We start from the raw sequence: 15,411 nt of genomic DNA, 5'->3' as shown, positions 1-15,411 counted from the left end.
GGCCATTCTAGGCCGTGCCCACCGGGGCCTGGCACACGCCGTCGAGACCCCTCGACGCGGGGTCAGTCCGCCAGGCCGAGCGCGCGCACCGCGTCCCGCTCGGAGACCAGCTCCGCCACCGAGGCATCGATGCGAGCCCGCTGGAACTCGCCGATCTCCAGGCCCTCGACGACCTCCCACTCGCCGCCCCGGCTGCGGCACGGCAACCCCGTCACCACGTCGGGGACCGTGCCGTACTCGCCGCCCGACGGCAGCGCGACGGTCGTCCAGCTCTCGCCGGACGTGCCACGCACCCAGTCCCGCATCTGGTCGACCGCCGCGCCGGCCGCGGAGGCGGCCGACGACGATCCCCGGACGGCGATGATCTCGGCACCACGGCCCGCGACGCGCGGGATGAAGGTGTCGGCCAGCCACTCGGGGTCGAGCCCGGCGGTGACCGGCTCGCCTCCGCGCGTCAGATAGGTGACGTCGGGGAACTGGGTCGCGGAGTGGTTGCCCCAGACCACCACCCCGTCGAGCTCGGACACCCGGGCCCCCAGCCGCGTGGCCAGCTGGCTCAGCGCGCGGTTGTGATCGAGCCGCATGAGCGCGGTGAAGCGTCCGGCTGGGACGTCGGGCGCGTGACGGTGGGCGATGTACGCGTTCGTGTTGGCGGGGTTGCCCACGACGACCACGCGGATGTCGGCGGCGGCGTGGTCGTTGATCGCCCGCCCCTGCTCGCGGAAGATCGCCCCGTTCGCGGTGAGGAGATCAGCCCGCTCCATGCCCTTCCCGCGCGGTCGGGCACCTACGAGGAACGCCGCGTTCGCACCGTCGAACGCCGCCGTCACGTCGTCGGTGATCTCGATCGAGTCGACGAGGGGCAGCGCGCAGTCCTCGATCTCCATCGCCACGCCCTCGGCGGCGACCACGGCCGACGGGATGTCGAGGAGCCGTAGGCGGACCGGTGTACCCGGCCCGAAGACCAGGCCGGACGCGAGCCGGAACAGCAGCGAGTAGGCGATCTTGCCGGCCGCACCGGTGACGGTGACGGTGACCGGTGTGTTGGTGCTCATGTCCGAGGGCCTCCCGGGGACGACGACGGGGTCGGTCCCCACAGTAGTGAGGAACCGACCCCGTGCCGTGTGCCCGCTCGTCGGCCGCGTGCCCACTGCCGGGCGGGCGGTGATGCCGGGCGGGCGGTGATGCCGGGCGGGCGGCGCTGATCAGGCGTGGACCGGCGCAGCCGTCTTCTGACGGACCTCGTCGATCGTCACGTCGGGCGCCAGCTCGACCAACCGGAAGCCCTCCTCGGTGATGTCGAGGACGCACAGATCGGTCACGACCCGCTGGACACAGGCCTTTCCGGTGTACGGGAGGGTGTTCTCCTCCATGAGCTTGAGATCGCCCTTGCGGGTGACGTGGTCCATCATCACGATCACACGACCGGCACCGTGGACGAGGTCCATGGCACCGCCCATCCCCTTGACCATCGCGCCCGGGATCATCCAATTGCTCAGGTCGCCGTGCTGTGAGACCTGCATCGCACCCAGCACCGCCACGTCGACGTGCCCGCCCCGGATCATGGCGAACGAGTCCGAGGAGCCGAAGAAGGCCGCGCCGGGCGCGGCGGTGATCGTCTCCTTGCCAGCGTTGATCATCTCGGGGTCCAGCTGCTCACGGGTCGGGTAGGGGCCGACGCCCAGGATCCCGTTCTCCGAGTGGAGGGTGACGCGCACACCCTCGGGGAGGTAGTCGGGGATCAGCGTCGGCATCCCGATGCCGAGGTTGACGTACTGGCCGTCGGAGAAGTCCGCGGCGATCCGGGCGGCCATCTGCTCATGGGTCCAGCTCATTACTGATCCTCCCCCTTGCTGCTGAGCTTCTCGATCTCCACGCCGGTCTCCTGGCGTCCGACCTCGACGATGCGCTGGACGTAGATACCGGGCAGATGGACGTCCGCGGGGTCGATCTCGCCCTCGCGGACGACCTCCTCGGCCTGGACGATCGTGACCCGGCCGGCCATGGCCGCATCCGGGTTGAAGTTGCGGGCGGTCCCCCGGAACTGCAGGTTGCCGGCGGTGTCCGCGCGGTGCGCGTGCACCAGGGCGAAGTCGGTGACGATCGACCGCTCGAGGACGTACTGCTCGCCGTCGAAGACCCGCACCTCCTTAGGCTCGGAGGCGACGGCCACTCCGCCGTCTCCGTCGTAGCGCAGCGGCAGGCCGCCCTCGGCGACCATCGTGCCGACGCCCGCCGGGGTGTAGAAGGCGGGGATGCCCGCACCGCCGGCGCGCATGCGCTCGGCGAGGGTGCCCTGAGGGGTGAGCTCCACCTCGAGCTCACCCGACAGGTACTGCCGGGCGAACTCCTTGTTGGCTCCCACGTACGAGGCGGTGGTCCGGGTGATACGGCGCGCCTCCAGCAGCTTTCCGAGGCCGAAGCCGTCGGTCCCGCAGTTGTTACTCACCGTCTTCAGATCGCCCGCACCCTGGTCGAGGAGCGCATCGATGAGGACGGCGGGGATGCCGACCAGACCGAAACCTCCCACGGCGAGGGACGCGCCGTCCGGGATGTCCGCGACCGCCTCGGCGGCCGAGGAATAGATCTTGTTGGTCATGTCACACACGATAGCGCGCGTTCGCATCTTGCACAAACGTTCGCCCTTCGCACCGCTTCGGCGTATCGTGGACCGCATGAGGGCCCGGATCGCGCCCGCCCGGGAAACCGGGCACGGTGCCGGACCGCCCGACGAACGCCGATCGAGGAAAGGACGAGTCCATGCCCGCCACCCTGTCCCACGAGGTCAGCGGACCTCGCTCCGCGGACACCCCCGTCGTCGTCCTGCTGGGATCGCTCGGTTCCGATCGCTCCATGTGGGACGCGCAGGTCCGCGACCTGGCGCGTGACCACACCGTGGTGGCGGTCGACCACCGCGGCCACGGTGGGTCGGACGTCGTCACCGGGCCGTGCACGATCGCCGATCTCGCCGGCGACGTCACCGCCCTCCTCGACTCGCTCTCGGTGGACCGGTTCCACGTCGTCGGCCTCTCTCTGGGCGGCGCGGCGGCACAGTGGCTCGCCGTCCACGAGGCCCCGCGGGTGCGGTCGGCGGCCCTGCTGTGTACGGCGGCGAGGTTCGGCGAGCCGTCAGGGTGGGTCGAGCGTGCCGCCGCGGTCCGCGAGGGCGGGACCGCCGCCGTCGCCGACGCCGTCGTCGCCCGGTGGATCACCTCCGCGCGCGCGGATGCCGACCCCGAGCTGGTGGCCCGGCTCCGCGAGATGGTCCTCGCCACCCCGGCAGAGGGGTACGCGGCGGCCTGCGAGGCCCTGTCCGGCTGGGACAACCGCGCCGACCTCGGACGGATCACCTGTCCGACCCTCGTGCTCGCCGGCGACGAGGACCCCTCGACCCCGCCCGCGGTGCTCGAGGAGATCGCCGACGGCGTGCCGGGCTCGGAGTTCGTCACCCTCTCCCCCGCCGCGCACGTCCCCACCGTCGAGATCCCCGAGCGCGTCACCGAACAGCTGCGGGCCCATCTGACCGCCGCCGGACAGAAGGAGACGGAGTGACACACGGCGATGTCGTGAGCCCCTCCGCGGGAGCCACGGTCGAGTCCGACCGCTCGGCCTCCCCCGACTTCGTCCAGTCACTCGCGCGCGGACTGTCGGTGATCCGCGCATTCGACGCCCGCCGGCCCCGGCAGAGTCTCAGCGACGTCGCGCGCAACACCGGTCTGACCCGGGCGACCGCCCGCCGTTTCCTGCACACGCTCGTCGAACTGGGTTACGTCGACACCGCCGATTCCGTCTTCTGGTTGACCCCCCGGGTGCTCGACCTCGGCTACAGCTACCTATCCGCCCTCCCTCTGACCGACCTCGCACAGCCGCACCTGGAGAAGCTCAGCACCCGACTGGGCGAGTCGTCCTCGGTCGCGGTGCTCGACGGTGCCGACATCGTCTACGTCGGCCGCGTCCAGGTCCGCCGCATCATGACCATCGGTATCACCATCGGGACCCGGTTCCCCGCGTACGCGACGTCGATGGGGCGGGTCCTGCTCGCGGCCCTTCCCGCCGAGGACCTCGACGCCTACCTCGACGCGACGGATCTGCGAGCCCTGACCCCTCACGGACTCGCCGAGGAGGGTGCACTGCGCGCCGAACTGTCGCGGGTGGCCGAACAGGGCTGGTGCGTGGTCGACCAGGAGCTCGAACCCGGCCTGCGTTCGGTCGCGGCTCCGGTCCACGACCGCGGCGGCGCGGTCCGGGCCGCGCTCAACGTCTCCACCCATGCCGCCAGATACTCCCCCGAGCAACTCCACGACGAGCTCATCCCCGAACTGCTGGCCACGGCGCGCGCGCTCTCGGCCGATCTCGCCATCGTCAACCGCTGACCCCGACCCGAGGAGCACCCATGCGTGATGTCGTCATCTGCCAACCCCTACGCACCCCCGTCGGACGCTTCGGAGGGGTGTTCCGCGACCTCGACGCGAACACCCTCGCGACCGGCCTGCTCACCGCTCTCGTCGAGCACACCGGCCTGACCGGCGCCGACGTCGACGACGTCATCCTGGGCCAGGGATCACCGAGCGGCGAAGGACCGGCGATCGGACGCATCGCCGCGCTCGACTCCCCCCTGGGGATCGAGGTGCCGGGCATGCAGCTCGACCGTCGCTGCGGTTCCGGCCTCCAGGCGATCATCACGGGCGCGCTCCAGGTGGCCTCCGGCGGCATGGATCTCGTGGTGGCCGGTGGCGTGGAATCCATGAGCCAGGTGGAGTTCTATGCCAGCCCGTCCCCCCGGTGGGGGATCAAGGGCGACGGCATCTCGCTGGTCGATCGCCTGGGCCGGGCCCGCACGACCGTCGGCGGCCTGTCCCACGTCATCGACGGCGGGATGATCGAGACCGCCGAGAACCTCCGGCGCGAGTACGGGATCGGCCGCGAGGAGCAGGACCGTCTGGCCGTCCAGTCACACCAGCGGGCGGTAGCCGCACAGCAGTCCGGCGTGTTCGGCGAGGAGATCGTCCCGGTCTCAGTCCCGCAGCGCAAGGGCGACGACCAGGTCGTGGACACCGACGAGCACCCGCGCGCGGATTCCAGCGTGGAGGCCCTCGCGAAGCTCCGCCCGATCATGGGACGTGCGGACTCCGAGGCCACCGTCACCGCCGGCAACGCCTCCGGTCAGAACGACGGCGCCGCGATGTGCGTGGTCACCACCGCCGACAGGGCGGCCGCTCTCGGCCTGACCCCGATCGTGCGTCTGGCCTCCTGGGCCGTCGCGGGCGTCGCCCCGGAGACCATGGGCATCGGTCCGGTCCCCGCGACCGCCAAGGCGCTCGACCGGCTGGGCCTCACGCTGGCCGACATGGACGTCATCGAACTCAACGAGGCGTTCGCCGCCCAGGCTCTGGCCGTCATGCGTGAGTGGGACATCGACCCCGCCTCCGAGCACCTCAACCCGCACGGGTCCGGCATCTCACTCGGGCATCCCGTCGGCGCGACCGGCGCCCGGATGCTCGCCACCCTCTCCCGCGAGATGGTCCGCCGGGACGCGCAGTGGGGCCTGGAGACCATGTGCATCGGCGGCGGCCAGGGCCTCGCCGCGGTGTTCGAGCGGGTCTGACGCCGACGCCGCGACCGCGAGCGCCCACCCGGGAGCGCCGGCCCCCGGGACGGCCGCGCCAGGGCATTCCGCCAGCGCGGGTGCGGCTGGGTGCGCTGCGCCTTCGACCCGCGCTGGCGGAAAGGCCCGTTACCGCAGCGCACCCCGGGGTTTCCGTACGGAGAGGCAGCGTGAGCCGAAGAGCCAGCACACCTCGCGGGGGTGGCGCTGCGCCTCTGCCCGCGGTAGTCGCGGAGCGGGGGACACCGACCGGCTCGTCCGGCGCTCGGTGCCCGGAACAGCGCCCCGCCGCCCGGCTCTCCTGAGAAACGACGACGCACCCGGGGCGGACCGCGTGTTTCGCGTTCCGCCCCGGGGGCGCCCGTCATGCCGCCGTCAGTCGTCGATCCGCGACGGGTGGCGGGTCAGCGCCATGACCTCCATGTCCATGTAGGGGAACAGCGGGAGTCCTTGGAGCAGCTCGTGGAGTTCATCGGCCGACTCGACGTCGAAGATGCTGATGTTGGAGTACTGGCCGACGATGCGCCAGAGTTCCTTCCACTTTCCCGAACGCTGCAGCTCCTGGCTGTACGCCTTCTCGCGCGCCACCGTCTCGGCGCGCACCTCCGGGTCCAGGTCGTGCGGGATCTTGACGTCCATCCGGACGTGGAACAGTGCCATTGTCGGCCTCTCCTTCGTGTCTGTGGTGTGGGTCGGGCGGTGATCAGCGGCGGGTGAAGCGCTCGACCGCGTCGTGGTCGAGCTGCACGCCGAGTCCCGGCCCCTCCGGGAGGTGCACGCGGCCCTCTTCGTAGCGGATCGGCGTGGTGACGTACGTCTCGGCCAGCAGCAGCGGGCCGAACAGCTCCGAGCCGTAGTTGAAGCCGGGCTCGGCGCATGCCAGGTGCAGCGAGGCGAGCGTGCCGATCGGCCCCTCCAGGGAGGTGGCGGCGTGGCAGGCGATCCCGGCGGCGCGGGCGATGGCGACCGTCTCCTTGCCCCGGGTCAACCCGCCGAGCTTGGTGGTCTTGACGGCGATGACCCCGGCGGCGTCGCGGCGGGCGACCTCGAGTGCGTCGTGCGGCGACTGGACCGACTCGTCGGCCATGAACTGCACCGGCAGGGACCGGTTGAGCTCGGCGAGCACCTCGACCTGCTCGGTGGGGGTCGGCTGCTCGATGAGCTCGATCCCGGCCTCCACCAACGCGGGCAGGTGGACGTTGGCGGTGAAGCGGTCCCAGCGGGCGTTGATGTCGACCCGCAGGCCGGCGCGACCGTTCAGCCGCTCCGCGAGCGCGGCGATCCGGGCCACGTCCTCCGCCGGCTCCAGCGCGCCCATCTTCAGCTTGAAGGTGCGGTGCCGGTCCGCCGCCATGAGCTCGTCGATCTCGGCGACCATCTCCTCGAGCGGCATCGCGCCGAGCGCCCAGGTGCACTCGATCGAGTCCCGCACCGCTCCGCCGAGGAGCGAGCGCACGGGCACGTCGAGCGCGCGCGCCCACGCGTCGAACATCGCGATCTCGAGGGCGGCCTTGGCGAAGCGGCCGCGGGCGACGACGCCCTCCATCGCCTCGAGCACGGCGGGGATCTCGTCCACCCGCCGGCCCACGGCGACCGGGGCGAGGTACTTCTCGACCAGCACCTGCATGGTCTCGGCCGACTCGCCTCCCCACCAGGGCCCGCCCGGCGTCACGCCCTCGCCGTACCCCACGACCCCGGACTCGGTGGTCACGGAGACGAGCAGGATCGCCTGTGCGGTGGCGGTGGTCGTCGCGAACTTGTGCGGCCGGATGAGCGGCACGTCGAGGATCCGCGTCTCCACGGAACGGATGGTCAGGTCAGACATGGGGGTCCTTTGCTGGGTCGGCCGGTGAACCGCCGAGGCCCCGGCCGCTCGTGGCGACCGGGGCTGACGGAGGGGTACTGCGCGAGTCGGGCCCGGTCAGGCCACGTAGCGCTTCTCGGAGACGGGATCCAGCACGAAGTCGTACTCGACCTCGTCGATGCCGTCGGCGTTGGGCTCCGGATGCAGAACGAGCTCCGGCTTGACCGCACCGGCGACATCGTCGTCGACCCACTGGCCACCCTCGAAATACAGCTGGGTGGTGATGAGGCGCTTGCCCGGCGCGGTCACCTTGAGGTGCAGGTGCGCGGGACGCCACGGGTGGCCGCCATAGCTGGCGATGAACTCACCGGTCGGCCCGTCGTGCGGGATCTGGTACGGCGCCGGCTGGACCGTGGTGATGTGGAAGTGCCCCTCGGCGTCGGTGCTGAACGTGGCACGCAGGTTCCACGTCGGGATCCCGAGCCCGTCGTCGAACTGCGAGTAGTAGCCGTCGGAATCGGCGTGCCACAGCTCGACCGTGGCACCCTCGATGCCCTTGCCATCCAGGTCACGGACCTGGCCGCGGAAGATGAACTGGGTCCCCTTCTCGTCCTCACGCATCGGCATGACGCCCTTGGAGCCCAGGTTCGGGGCATCCGGCACGTAGTACGGCCCCTCGATGGAGCCCTTGGTGCCGCTGAAAATCCGGCTGTTGGAGTCCTCGATGAAGTGCTCGAGGAAGACGTCCAGCCACAGCGGCCACTCGCCACCCTCACCGACCTCGATGAGCCACTGCTTCAGGACGCGGTACTCGTCGTAGGTGACCTCGTGCTCATAGATCACCTCCGACAGCTTGGTCAGAACATCCTTGTAGATGGCGGCCGCCCGCTCCTGGGAGGTGTCGGAGGTGAAGCGATTGCCCTTGAACTTGTCGGTGGCGGCGCTTCCGGAGCCGGCGGCGCTCGGGACTGCGGTGCTGGTCATGTCGCTCCCTCGAATGGTGTCGGATGTGGGGGTGGATCGGACCGGCTGGCCCGGTCGATGTCCCCACTGTGCGCTGAAAGTGATGTGTCGTCAATCACCGGCCTCAACATCCATAGAGAACAAACCGTGCGCTCTCCGAACAGTCGAATAGCGAACTCGCAGGTCGGCGGTGTGGACTCTGGTCCGCGTTCGCAATGCGAACAGCGGTCACCTAGGTACGACTAGGAGGTGCCCTAGTGTGATAGAACGCACATGCTGGCACCGTGGAGTCACACCGGAAGGCGGCCGCATGGCGGCCGGAACCGACCCACGCTAGGAGCCCTCGATGTCAGAACGACTCGACCACGTCCAGGCCACCCTCGAGACCGCGCTCGAGGACCGGCCCGAGGACGGCATCATCCGTGCCAACCGCCGCATCTTCACCGATGAGGAGATCTTCGAACTCGAGATGAAGCACATCTTCGAGGGCAACTGGGTCTACCTGGCCCACGAGAGCCAGATCCCCGAGGTGGGTGACTACTTTACGACCGACATCGGCCGCCAGCCCGTCGTGATCACCCGCGGCAAGGACGGGCAGCTCAACTGCCTCATCAACGCCTGCTCGCACCGGGGCGCGATGCTCTGCCGACGCAAGACGGACAACCGCACCACGCTGACCTGCCCGTTCCACGGGTGGACGTTCTCCAACTCCGGCGAACTGCTCAAGGTTAAGGACCCCCGCGACGCCGGCTACCCCGAGCAGTTCAACACCGACGGCTCCCACGACCTGCGTCGCGTGGCCCGCTTCGAGAGCTACCGCGGCTTCCTGTTCGGCAGCCTCAACCCCGACGTGCTGCCACTCGAGGAGCACCTCGGCGACAGCCGCACGATCATCGACATGCTGGTCGACCAGTCCCCCGAGGGCCTGGAGGTCCTGCGCGGCTCGTCCACCTACACCTTCGACGGCAACTGGAAGCTCCAGGCGGAGAACGGTGCCGACGGCTACCACGTGTCGGCCACCCACTGGAACTACGCCGCCACCACCGCGCGCCGCGGCTCGGGTGAGTCGAAGAACGAGACCAAGGCCATGGACGCCGGCACCTGGGGCAAACAGGGTGGCGGCTACTGGTCGTTCGACCACGGTCACCTGCTCCTGTGGATGTGGTGGGGCAACCCCGAGGACCGGCCGCTGTGGGAGCGTCGCCGGGAGCTCGCCGAGCAGATCGGTGAGAAGAAGGCCGAATTCATGGTGGGCGCCTCGCGGAACCTGTGCCTCTACCCGAACGTCTACCTCATGGACCAGTTCTCCTCGCAGATCCGGCACTTCAAGCCCATCTCGGTCGACAAGACCGAGGTGACGATCTACTGCATCGCCCCCAAGGGCGAGAGCGCGGAGGCGCGCGCGGCCCGCATCCGCCAGTACGAGGACTTCTTCAACGCCACCGGGATGGCGACCCCGGACGATCTGGAGGAGTTCCGCTCCTGCCAGAAGACCTACCTCGCCGACGCCGCGCCGTGGAACGACATGACCCGCGGCAGCACCCACCAGATCACCGGCCCGGACGAGACGGCCCGCGGCCTGGGCATGGAGAACGTGCTGTCCTCCGGCGCCAAGACCGAGGACGAGGGCCTCTACCCCGTCCAGCACTCCTACTGGGTCCAGACGATGCAGCGTGCGGTCGAGGCCGAGACGGCTGCACGTGAGGCCGACGAGCGTCTGGCACGCGAGGCGGCGGCCGGCCCCACGTCGCATCCCGCGACCGTGTCCTCCGACGCCTGAGCCGCCCGCAGCCCGACCCACCCTCCACGCCCACGAAAGGCCTGATCATGACCGCACCGGCCGTCGCGTCGATCTCCGTCGACGAGATCTCCGCTTTCCTGTTCCGCGAAGCACGGCTGCTCGACGACCGCCAGTTCGAGCAGTGGATCGAGTGCTACCGCGAGGACGCCATGTACTGGATGCCCGCCTGGGACGACAACGGCGAACTCACCACCGACCCCTACTCGGAGATCTCGCTGATCTTCTACCCCAACCGCGCCGGGATCGAGGACCGGGTCTTCCGGATCCGCACCGACCGGTCCTCGGCCACGTCCCTGCCGGAGCCGCGGACCAACCACCACATCAGCAACGTCGAGGTGCTCGACCGGCGACCCGGAGAGGTCGACATCCGATTCAACTGGCTGTCGTCCTACTTCCGGTACAAGACGACCGACCAGTACTTCGGCACGTCCTTCTACACCCTCGACGTCACGGGTGAGTCGCCCCTGATCACCTACAAGAAGGTGGTCCTGAAGAACGACTACATCCACCACATCGTGGACGTCTACATGGTGTGACACCACACCGCGCCGGCGCCCCCCGCGGGGCGCCGGCACCCACCCGGTCGCCGCGCGCGGCCGACACTGCCAGCGACCAGGAGTGAGACCCCATGAGCTATCAGGTGGCCCTGAGCTTCGAGGACGGCGTGACGCGTTTCGTCAACTGCGGTCCGATGGAGACCGTCGCCGACGCCTCGTACAAGGCCCGGATCAACATCCCCCTCGACTGCCGTGACGGCGCGTGCGGGACGTGCAAGTCCCTGTGCGAGTCCGGCGACTACGACGGCGGCGACTACATCGACGACGCCCTCACCGAGGCCGAGGCCGCGGCCGGCTACTGCCTGCCGTGCCAGATGGTGCCGCGCTCCGACCTGGTCGTGCAGATCCCCACCACCTCGGACGTCGCCAAGACGACCGCGGCCGCCCACGCCGCCACCGTCACGGCCGTCGAGCGGCTGGCCGAGGGCGCGTTCGCGCTCACGGTCGAGCTCGACGACCGGGACGCCCTGGCGTTCCTTCCCGGCCAGTACGTCAACATCGCGGTGCCGGGGACCGACCAGACCCGGTCGTACTCGTTCTCCACCGGCGCCGACTCCACCCACCTGTCGTTCCTCATCAAGTACGCGGCGGGCGGCGCCATGTCCGAGTACCTCGCCCAGCGCTGCGCGGTGGGCGACCGGCTGGAGCTGACCGGCCCGATGGGCAGCTTCTTCCTCCGCGAGTCCGCGCGACCCCTCCTGCTGCTCGCGGGCGGCACCGGCCTGGCGCCGGTCCTGTCCATCCTCGAGACGCTCGCCGCGGCCGGCACGACCGACCGACCGGTCCACCTCATCTACGGCACCTCGTTCGACACCGACGTCGTCTACACCGACCTGCTCGACGAGTTCACCACCCGCATCCCCGGTATGACCTGGGACCTCGTCGTCGCCGACCCCGAGACCGCGCACCCCAACTCCGGATACGTCACGAGTCTCATCTTCCCGGAGCACCTGCACGACGGCACCACCGACATCTATCTGTGCGGCCCGCCGCCGATGGTCGAGGCCGTGCGCGGGTTCCTGGACGACGAGGGCCTGCAGGTCACGCACTTCTACTACGAGAAGTTCACCCCCGCCGCCGCGGCGCCGGCCCCACCGGCCCCCGCCGCCACGGGCACCGAACCGGCGGAGCCGGTGGAGGAGGCGGCCCTCGTCGTCGAACCCTCCACCTCCGCGCCGGACACGAGCACGGACAGCCGCGAGACCGCCGCGCCCGGCACCGACGGCACCGCCGCCGGTCAGGCCGAGGAGCGCGCTGTCGCCCCCGCGGCGCCCGCGACACCCACGGCGCCCGCCGCGCCGGCCGCGCCCGCACCGGCCGCGCCCGCACCGGCCGCGCCCGCACCGGCTATGCCGCTCGTCGCGCGACGGCCCGGCGAGCCGGTCCCCGCCATCGAGGCCCGGCCCGTGGGCTACGCACCGCCGGCGCCCGGCGGTCACCCGACCCCCGCGCCGGCTGCGGCCGAACCGCCGGCGCCCATCGCCACCCGCCCGGTCGGCTACTCCCCACCCGCGCCCGGACGGTTCCCCACGCCGGTCGCGGCGTCCGAACCCGCGGCCCCGATCGCCGCCCGCCCGGTCGGCTACACGCCGCCGCAGGTCACGCTCGCGCCCTCGACCGGGACGACCGCCACGAACGCGGCCGCCACCATCTCGCTGGCCGGCGGCGGCCGCTCCGAGACCATCACCTCGGGCCCCGGTGTCGTCAGCGGCGAAATCCACCCCGCGATCCGCCACTCCGACGCCCAGTTCGACGCCCGCATGGCCCTCGAACTCGGCGTGGTCGAGCTGACGATGGACCGCCTCGACGAGGCGCGGCTCGCCGAGTTCCGGATGCTCGCCGAGTCGGCCAACCAGTACATCGAGGGCGACCACTTCCTCGACCCCGAGCGGTTCACCGCCGCCAACGCCCAGTTCCACGAGTTCCTGTTCCGCTGCACCGGCAACGACTCCCTGCTGCAGGCCTACCGCATGCTGGAGGTGACCCAGGTGATGAACAGCGTCCTGCCCGAGGCCCGCTGGGTGTCCGAGGAGATCGTCCCCGAGCACCTGGAGATCGTGACCGCGTTCGAGAACAACGACCGCGACGCGGCGCGGTACCTCATCCGGCGCCACACCGAACACGCCAAGACCACCATGCGCACGGCCCTGGACCAGCAGGCCGCCGACCAGGGGACCGTGGAGGCGGCGTCGTGAGCGCGCCCGTCGGTGAGTACGACCCCGTGCCCCCCGTGCTGGCCCCCGGACGCTTCGCCGGACGGTCGGTCCTCATCACCGGCGCCGTCCAGGGCATCGGCCGCGCCGTCGCCGACCGGGTCGTCCGCGAGGGCGGGCTCGTCACCGTCGTCGACCGCGCCGACCTCATCACCGTGGTGGCCGACGAGCTGACCGCGGTCTCCCCGGACGGCCACCGCGTGGCGTCCGTCGAGGCGGACCTGGAGACGTTCGAGGGCGCGCGGTCCGCGGCGGAGGCCGCGCTCGGGGCGCACGGCCGGATCGACACGCTCATCAACAACGTCGGCGGGACCATCTGGGCCCGCCCGTACCACGAGTACTCGGCCGAGCAGATCGAGGCCGAGGTCCGCCGCTCGCTGTTCCCCACGCTGTGGATGTGCCGCGCCGTGCTGCCGTCGATGGTCTCCGCCGGCGCGGGCACGATCGTCAACGTCTCCTCCGTCGCCACCCGGGGGGTCAACCGCGCCCCCTACGCCGCGTCCAAGGGCGGCGTCAACGGCCTGACCTCGGCGCTCGCCTTCGAGGCGGCACCCCACGGCGTGCGGGTGGTCGCCACCGCCCCCGGCGGCACGCTGGCCCCCGAGCGGAAGATCTCCCGCGGGGGCGACGCGCGCACCGAGCAGGAGAAGACCTGGTACTCGCAAATCGTCGAGCAAACGGTCGACGCCACGGTCATGGGCCGCTACGGGACCCTCCACGAGCAGGCCGCCCCGATCTGCTTCCTCGCGTCCGACGAGGCCTCCTACATCACCGGATCGGTCCTGCCGGTCGCCGGCGGCGACCAGGGCTGACCGGCCCGCCTCCTCACCCGCCCTCTCACGACTCTCCCACCCGCCTTCCTCACCCGTCTTCTCACCGACCCACTCACCGGCACCCCTGCCACCACCGAACGGAGCCCTCCCGTGTCCTCGAGCCCTCCCGCGTCCTCCGGGCCGCCCGCACCCACCATCCCGTCGGCCCCGGCCGGCCGCGCCTCCGACGTGTGGGAGTCCCCCGCGCACCGCCGGACCGTCTACGGGGTCCTCGCCGTGGTCGCGCTGGCCATCCTCTTCGACGGCTACGACCTCGTGGTCTACGGCGCGGTCCTGCCCGCGCTCATGGCCGACCCCTCCCAGATCGGCCCCCTGGGCGCGGCGCAGGCCGGCGCGCTCGGGTCGTACGCCCTCATCGGCGTGATGATCGGCGCTCTCAGCGCGGGCGCCGTCGGCGACCGCATCGGTCGGCGGCGCATCATGCTCGGCGCGATCGCCTGGTTCTCGATCGGCATGGCCGCGACCGCGTTCGCCCGCGATATCACCACCTTCGGCGTTCTGCGCCTGCTCACCGGGCTCGGGATCGGCGCGATCGTCGCCACGGCCGGCGCGATCATCGCCGAGTTCGCCCCCGCCGGCCGCCGCAACCTGTTCAACGCCGTGGTCTACAGCGGGATCCCCGCCGGCGGTGTGCTCGCCTCGGCGCTGGCGATGGCGCTGCGCGACCACATCGGCTGGCGCGGCCTGTTCCTCATCGGCGCCCTCCCGCTGGTGCTGGTCCTGCCGTACGCGTGGTTCGCCCTCCCCGAGTCGCCGCGCTGGCTGGCCTCCCGCGGCCACACCGCGCGCGCCGCCCGGATCTGCGCGGCCACCGGCCTGCCGGCGGAGATGGCACGGACGGAGGGCGCGCCCCTCACCGCCACCCCCACGACGGGGGACGGGGACGACGACGAGGTGGGCACCCGCACCGGCTTCGCCGCCCTGCTGTCGCGGAAGTACCGCCTGGGCACCCTGCTGCTGGGCTTCATGAGCTTCGCCGGCCTGCTGCTGACCTACGGGCTGAACACCTGGCTGCCCACGATCATGGAGAACTACGGCATCGACGCCAAGAGCTCGCTGGGATTCCTCCTGGTGCTCAACGGCGGCGCGATCGTCGGTGGCCTCGCCGCGTCCTGGCTGGCCGACCGTCACGGACCGCGCGTGATCGTCGCCTGCTCCTTCGTGCTGGCCACGCTCGCCCTGGTCGCCATCACGGTCTCCCCGCCGCTCGTTCTCGTGGTGGCGCTGGTCGCGGCCGCCGGGATGGGCACCATCGGCACCCAGGTCCTGCTCTACGGCTTCGTGTCGAACTACTACGAGACCGGCGCCCGTGCCGCGGGCGTGGCGTGGTGCGCGGGCTTCGGCCGCCTGGGCGGGATCCTGGGCCCGGTCATCGGCGGATTCCTCGTCGCGGCCGGCCTGGAGGCCGACACGTCCTTCCTGGTGTTCGGCGGCATCGCGCTCGTCGGTGCGGCCCTCACGCTGGCGGTGCCCCGCTCCCCCGCGCTGCACGAGCCCGCCCCGGCGCCGGCGCCCGTCGCCCCGCTGACGTTCGCGCCCGACGCCGACGCGGCCACCACGCCGCAGGCGGTGGGTACCGGGAACGGTGAGAGCGACGGGACCGTCGCCTCCGCGGGGTCGGATCTACGCTGACCG

The 15,411-nt window shown here is 71.2% G+C and carries 14 protein-coding genes; 8 read left to right on the top strand and 6 right to left on the bottom strand.

Annotation, left to right across the window (positions count from 1 at the left end; translation table 11 throughout):
- Positions 1-62: 62 nt before the first annotated feature.
- The 3 genes from A6035_RS05745 to A6035_RS05735 all read right to left on the bottom strand — a co-directional run bounded on the left by A6035_RS05745 (position 63) and on the right by A6035_RS05735 (position 2,599).
- Positions 63-1,055 (bottom strand): malate dehydrogenase, encoded by a 993-nt coding sequence (locus tag A6035_RS05745; RefSeq protein ID WP_108849107.1) that lies wholly within the window; start codon positions 1,053-1,055, stop codon positions 63-65.
- A gap of 150 nt (positions 1,056-1,205) precedes the next feature.
- Positions 1,206-1,835, bottom strand: coding sequence for a CoA transferase subunit B (locus A6035_RS05740; RefSeq protein ID WP_108846979.1), 630 nt, complete (start codon positions 1,833-1,835; stop codon positions 1,206-1,208).
- Complete coding sequence (locus A6035_RS05735; RefSeq protein WP_108846978.1) at positions 1,835-2,599, bottom strand: CoA transferase subunit A; 765 nt, start codon at positions 2,597-2,599, stop codon at positions 1,835-1,837. The genes A6035_RS05740 and A6035_RS05735 overlap by 1 nt, the downstream gene beginning before the upstream one ends.
- Before the next feature lie 161 nt (positions 2,600-2,760).
- Between A6035_RS05735 and pcaD the strand changes: the two genes are divergently transcribed.
- From pcaD to A6035_RS05720, 3 genes are read left to right on the top strand one after another with little or no spacing between them, the layout of a single operon-like run.
- On the top strand, positions 2,761-3,552 hold the full coding sequence (gene pcaD / locus A6035_RS05730) for a 3-oxoadipate enol-lactonase (protein WP_108846977.1): 792 nt from the start codon (positions 2,761-2,763) through the stop codon (positions 3,550-3,552).
- Between the two features lie 14 nt (positions 3,553-3,566).
- A complete protein-coding gene (locus tag A6035_RS05725) occupies positions 3,567-4,373 on the top strand; it encodes an IclR family transcriptional regulator (RefSeq protein ID WP_108849106.1) in 807 nt (268 codons plus the stop codon).
- Positions 4,374-4,393: 20 nt separating this feature from the next.
- The gene (locus tag A6035_RS05720) at positions 4,394-5,605 is read left to right on the top strand and encodes an acetyl-CoA C-acetyltransferase (RefSeq protein ID WP_108846976.1); all 1,212 of its coding nucleotides are present in this window, start codon (positions 4,394-4,396) and stop codon (positions 5,603-5,605) included.
- A 375-nt stretch (positions 5,606-5,980) separates the two neighbouring features.
- Here A6035_RS05720 and catC read toward each other — a convergent pair whose 3' ends face one another.
- The 3 genes from catC to catA form a co-directional block, all read right to left on the bottom strand.
- Complete coding sequence (gene catC / locus A6035_RS05715; protein ID WP_108846975.1) at positions 5,981-6,265, bottom strand: muconolactone Delta-isomerase; 285 nt, start codon at positions 6,263-6,265, stop codon at positions 5,981-5,983.
- Between the two features lie 43 nt (positions 6,266-6,308).
- Positions 6,309-7,430: a muconate/chloromuconate family cycloisomerase gene (locus A6035_RS05710; protein ID WP_108846974.1), complete on the bottom strand. Its 1,122-nt coding sequence runs from the start codon at positions 7,428-7,430 to the stop codon at positions 6,309-6,311.
- A gap of 96 nt (positions 7,431-7,526) precedes the next feature.
- The gene (gene catA / locus A6035_RS05705; RefSeq protein ID WP_108846973.1) at positions 7,527-8,393 is read right to left on the bottom strand and encodes a catechol 1,2-dioxygenase; all 867 of its coding nucleotides are present in this window, start codon (positions 8,391-8,393) and stop codon (positions 7,527-7,529) included.
- A gap of 325 nt (positions 8,394-8,718) precedes the next feature.
- Here catA and benA point away from each other — a divergent pair, with 325 nt between their 5' ends.
- The 5 genes from benA to A6035_RS05680 all read left to right on the top strand — a co-directional run bounded on the left by benA (position 8,719) and on the right by A6035_RS05680 (position 15,408).
- Positions 8,719-10,152, top strand: a complete 1,434-nt coding sequence (gene benA, locus A6035_RS05700) for a benzoate 1,2-dioxygenase large subunit (RefSeq protein WP_108846972.1) — start codon at positions 8,719-8,721, stop codon at positions 10,150-10,152.
- Between the two features lie 47 nt (positions 10,153-10,199).
- Entirely contained in the window at positions 10,200-10,709 is a 510-nt protein-coding gene (benB, locus tag A6035_RS05695) for a benzoate 1,2-dioxygenase small subunit (RefSeq protein WP_108846971.1), read from the top strand.
- Between the two features lie 92 nt (positions 10,710-10,801).
- Positions 10,802-12,925, top strand: a complete 2,124-nt coding sequence (gene benC, locus A6035_RS19150; RefSeq protein ID WP_108846970.1) for a benzoate 1,2-dioxygenase electron transfer component BenC — start codon at positions 10,802-10,804, stop codon at positions 12,923-12,925.
- Positions 12,922-13,755, top strand: coding sequence for a 1,6-dihydroxycyclohexa-2,4-diene-1-carboxylate dehydrogenase (locus tag A6035_RS05685; protein WP_167400711.1), 834 nt, complete (start codon positions 12,922-12,924; stop codon positions 13,753-13,755). Before benC ends, A6035_RS05685 begins: the two co-directional genes overlap by 4 nt.
- Positions 13,756-13,911: 156 nt before the next feature.
- Entirely contained in the window at positions 13,912-15,408 is a 1,497-nt protein-coding gene (locus A6035_RS05680) for an MFS transporter (protein WP_244192586.1), read from the top strand.
- Positions 15,409-15,411 lie beyond the last annotated feature (3 nt).

The sequence above is a fragment of the Dietzia lutea genome, from assembly GCF_003096075.1.
GTDB lineage: Bacteria > Actinomycetota > Actinomycetes > Mycobacteriales > Mycobacteriaceae > Dietzia > Dietzia lutea.
This window is presented reverse-complemented; position numbering and strand designations above follow the sequence as displayed.

What these genes read in the sequence shown, in the direction of transcription:
- A6035_RS05710 (WP_108846974.1), bottom strand. Translation starts at nt 7,430, where the DNA reads ATGTCTGACCTGACCATCCGTTCCGTGGAGACGCGGATCCTCGACGTG.
- catA (WP_108846973.1), bottom strand. Translation starts at nt 8,393, where the DNA reads ATGACCAGCACCGCAGTCCCGAGCGCCGCCGGCTCCGGAAGCGCCGCC.
- A6035_RS05735 (WP_108846978.1), bottom strand. Translation starts at nt 2,599, where the DNA reads ATGACCAACAAGATCTATTCCTCGGCCGCCGAGGCGGTCGCGGACATC.
- A6035_RS05740 (WP_108846979.1), bottom strand. Translation starts at nt 1,835, where the DNA reads ATGAGCTGGACCCATGAGCAGATGGCCGCCCGGATCGCCGCGGACTTC.
- benA (WP_108846972.1), top strand. Translation starts at nt 8,719, where the DNA reads ATGTCAGAACGACTCGACCACGTCCAGGCCACCCTCGAGACCGCGCTC.
- benC (WP_108846970.1), top strand. Translation starts at nt 10,802, where the DNA reads ATGAGCTATCAGGTGGCCCTGAGCTTCGAGGACGGCGTGACGCGTTTC.
- pcaD (WP_108846977.1), top strand. Translation starts at nt 2,761, where the DNA reads ATGCCCGCCACCCTGTCCCACGAGGTCAGCGGACCTCGCTCCGCGGAC.
- benB (WP_108846971.1), top strand. Translation starts at nt 10,200, where the DNA reads ATGACCGCACCGGCCGTCGCGTCGATCTCCGTCGACGAGATCTCCGCT.
- catC (WP_108846975.1), bottom strand. Translation starts at nt 6,265, where the DNA reads ATGGCACTGTTCCACGTCCGGATGGACGTCAAGATCCCGCACGACCTG.
- A6035_RS05745 (WP_108849107.1), bottom strand. Translation starts at nt 1,055, where the DNA reads ATGAGCACCAACACACCGGTCACCGTCACCGTCACCGGTGCGGCCGGC.
- A6035_RS05720 (WP_108846976.1), top strand. Translation starts at nt 4,394, where the DNA reads ATGCGTGATGTCGTCATCTGCCAACCCCTACGCACCCCCGTCGGACGC.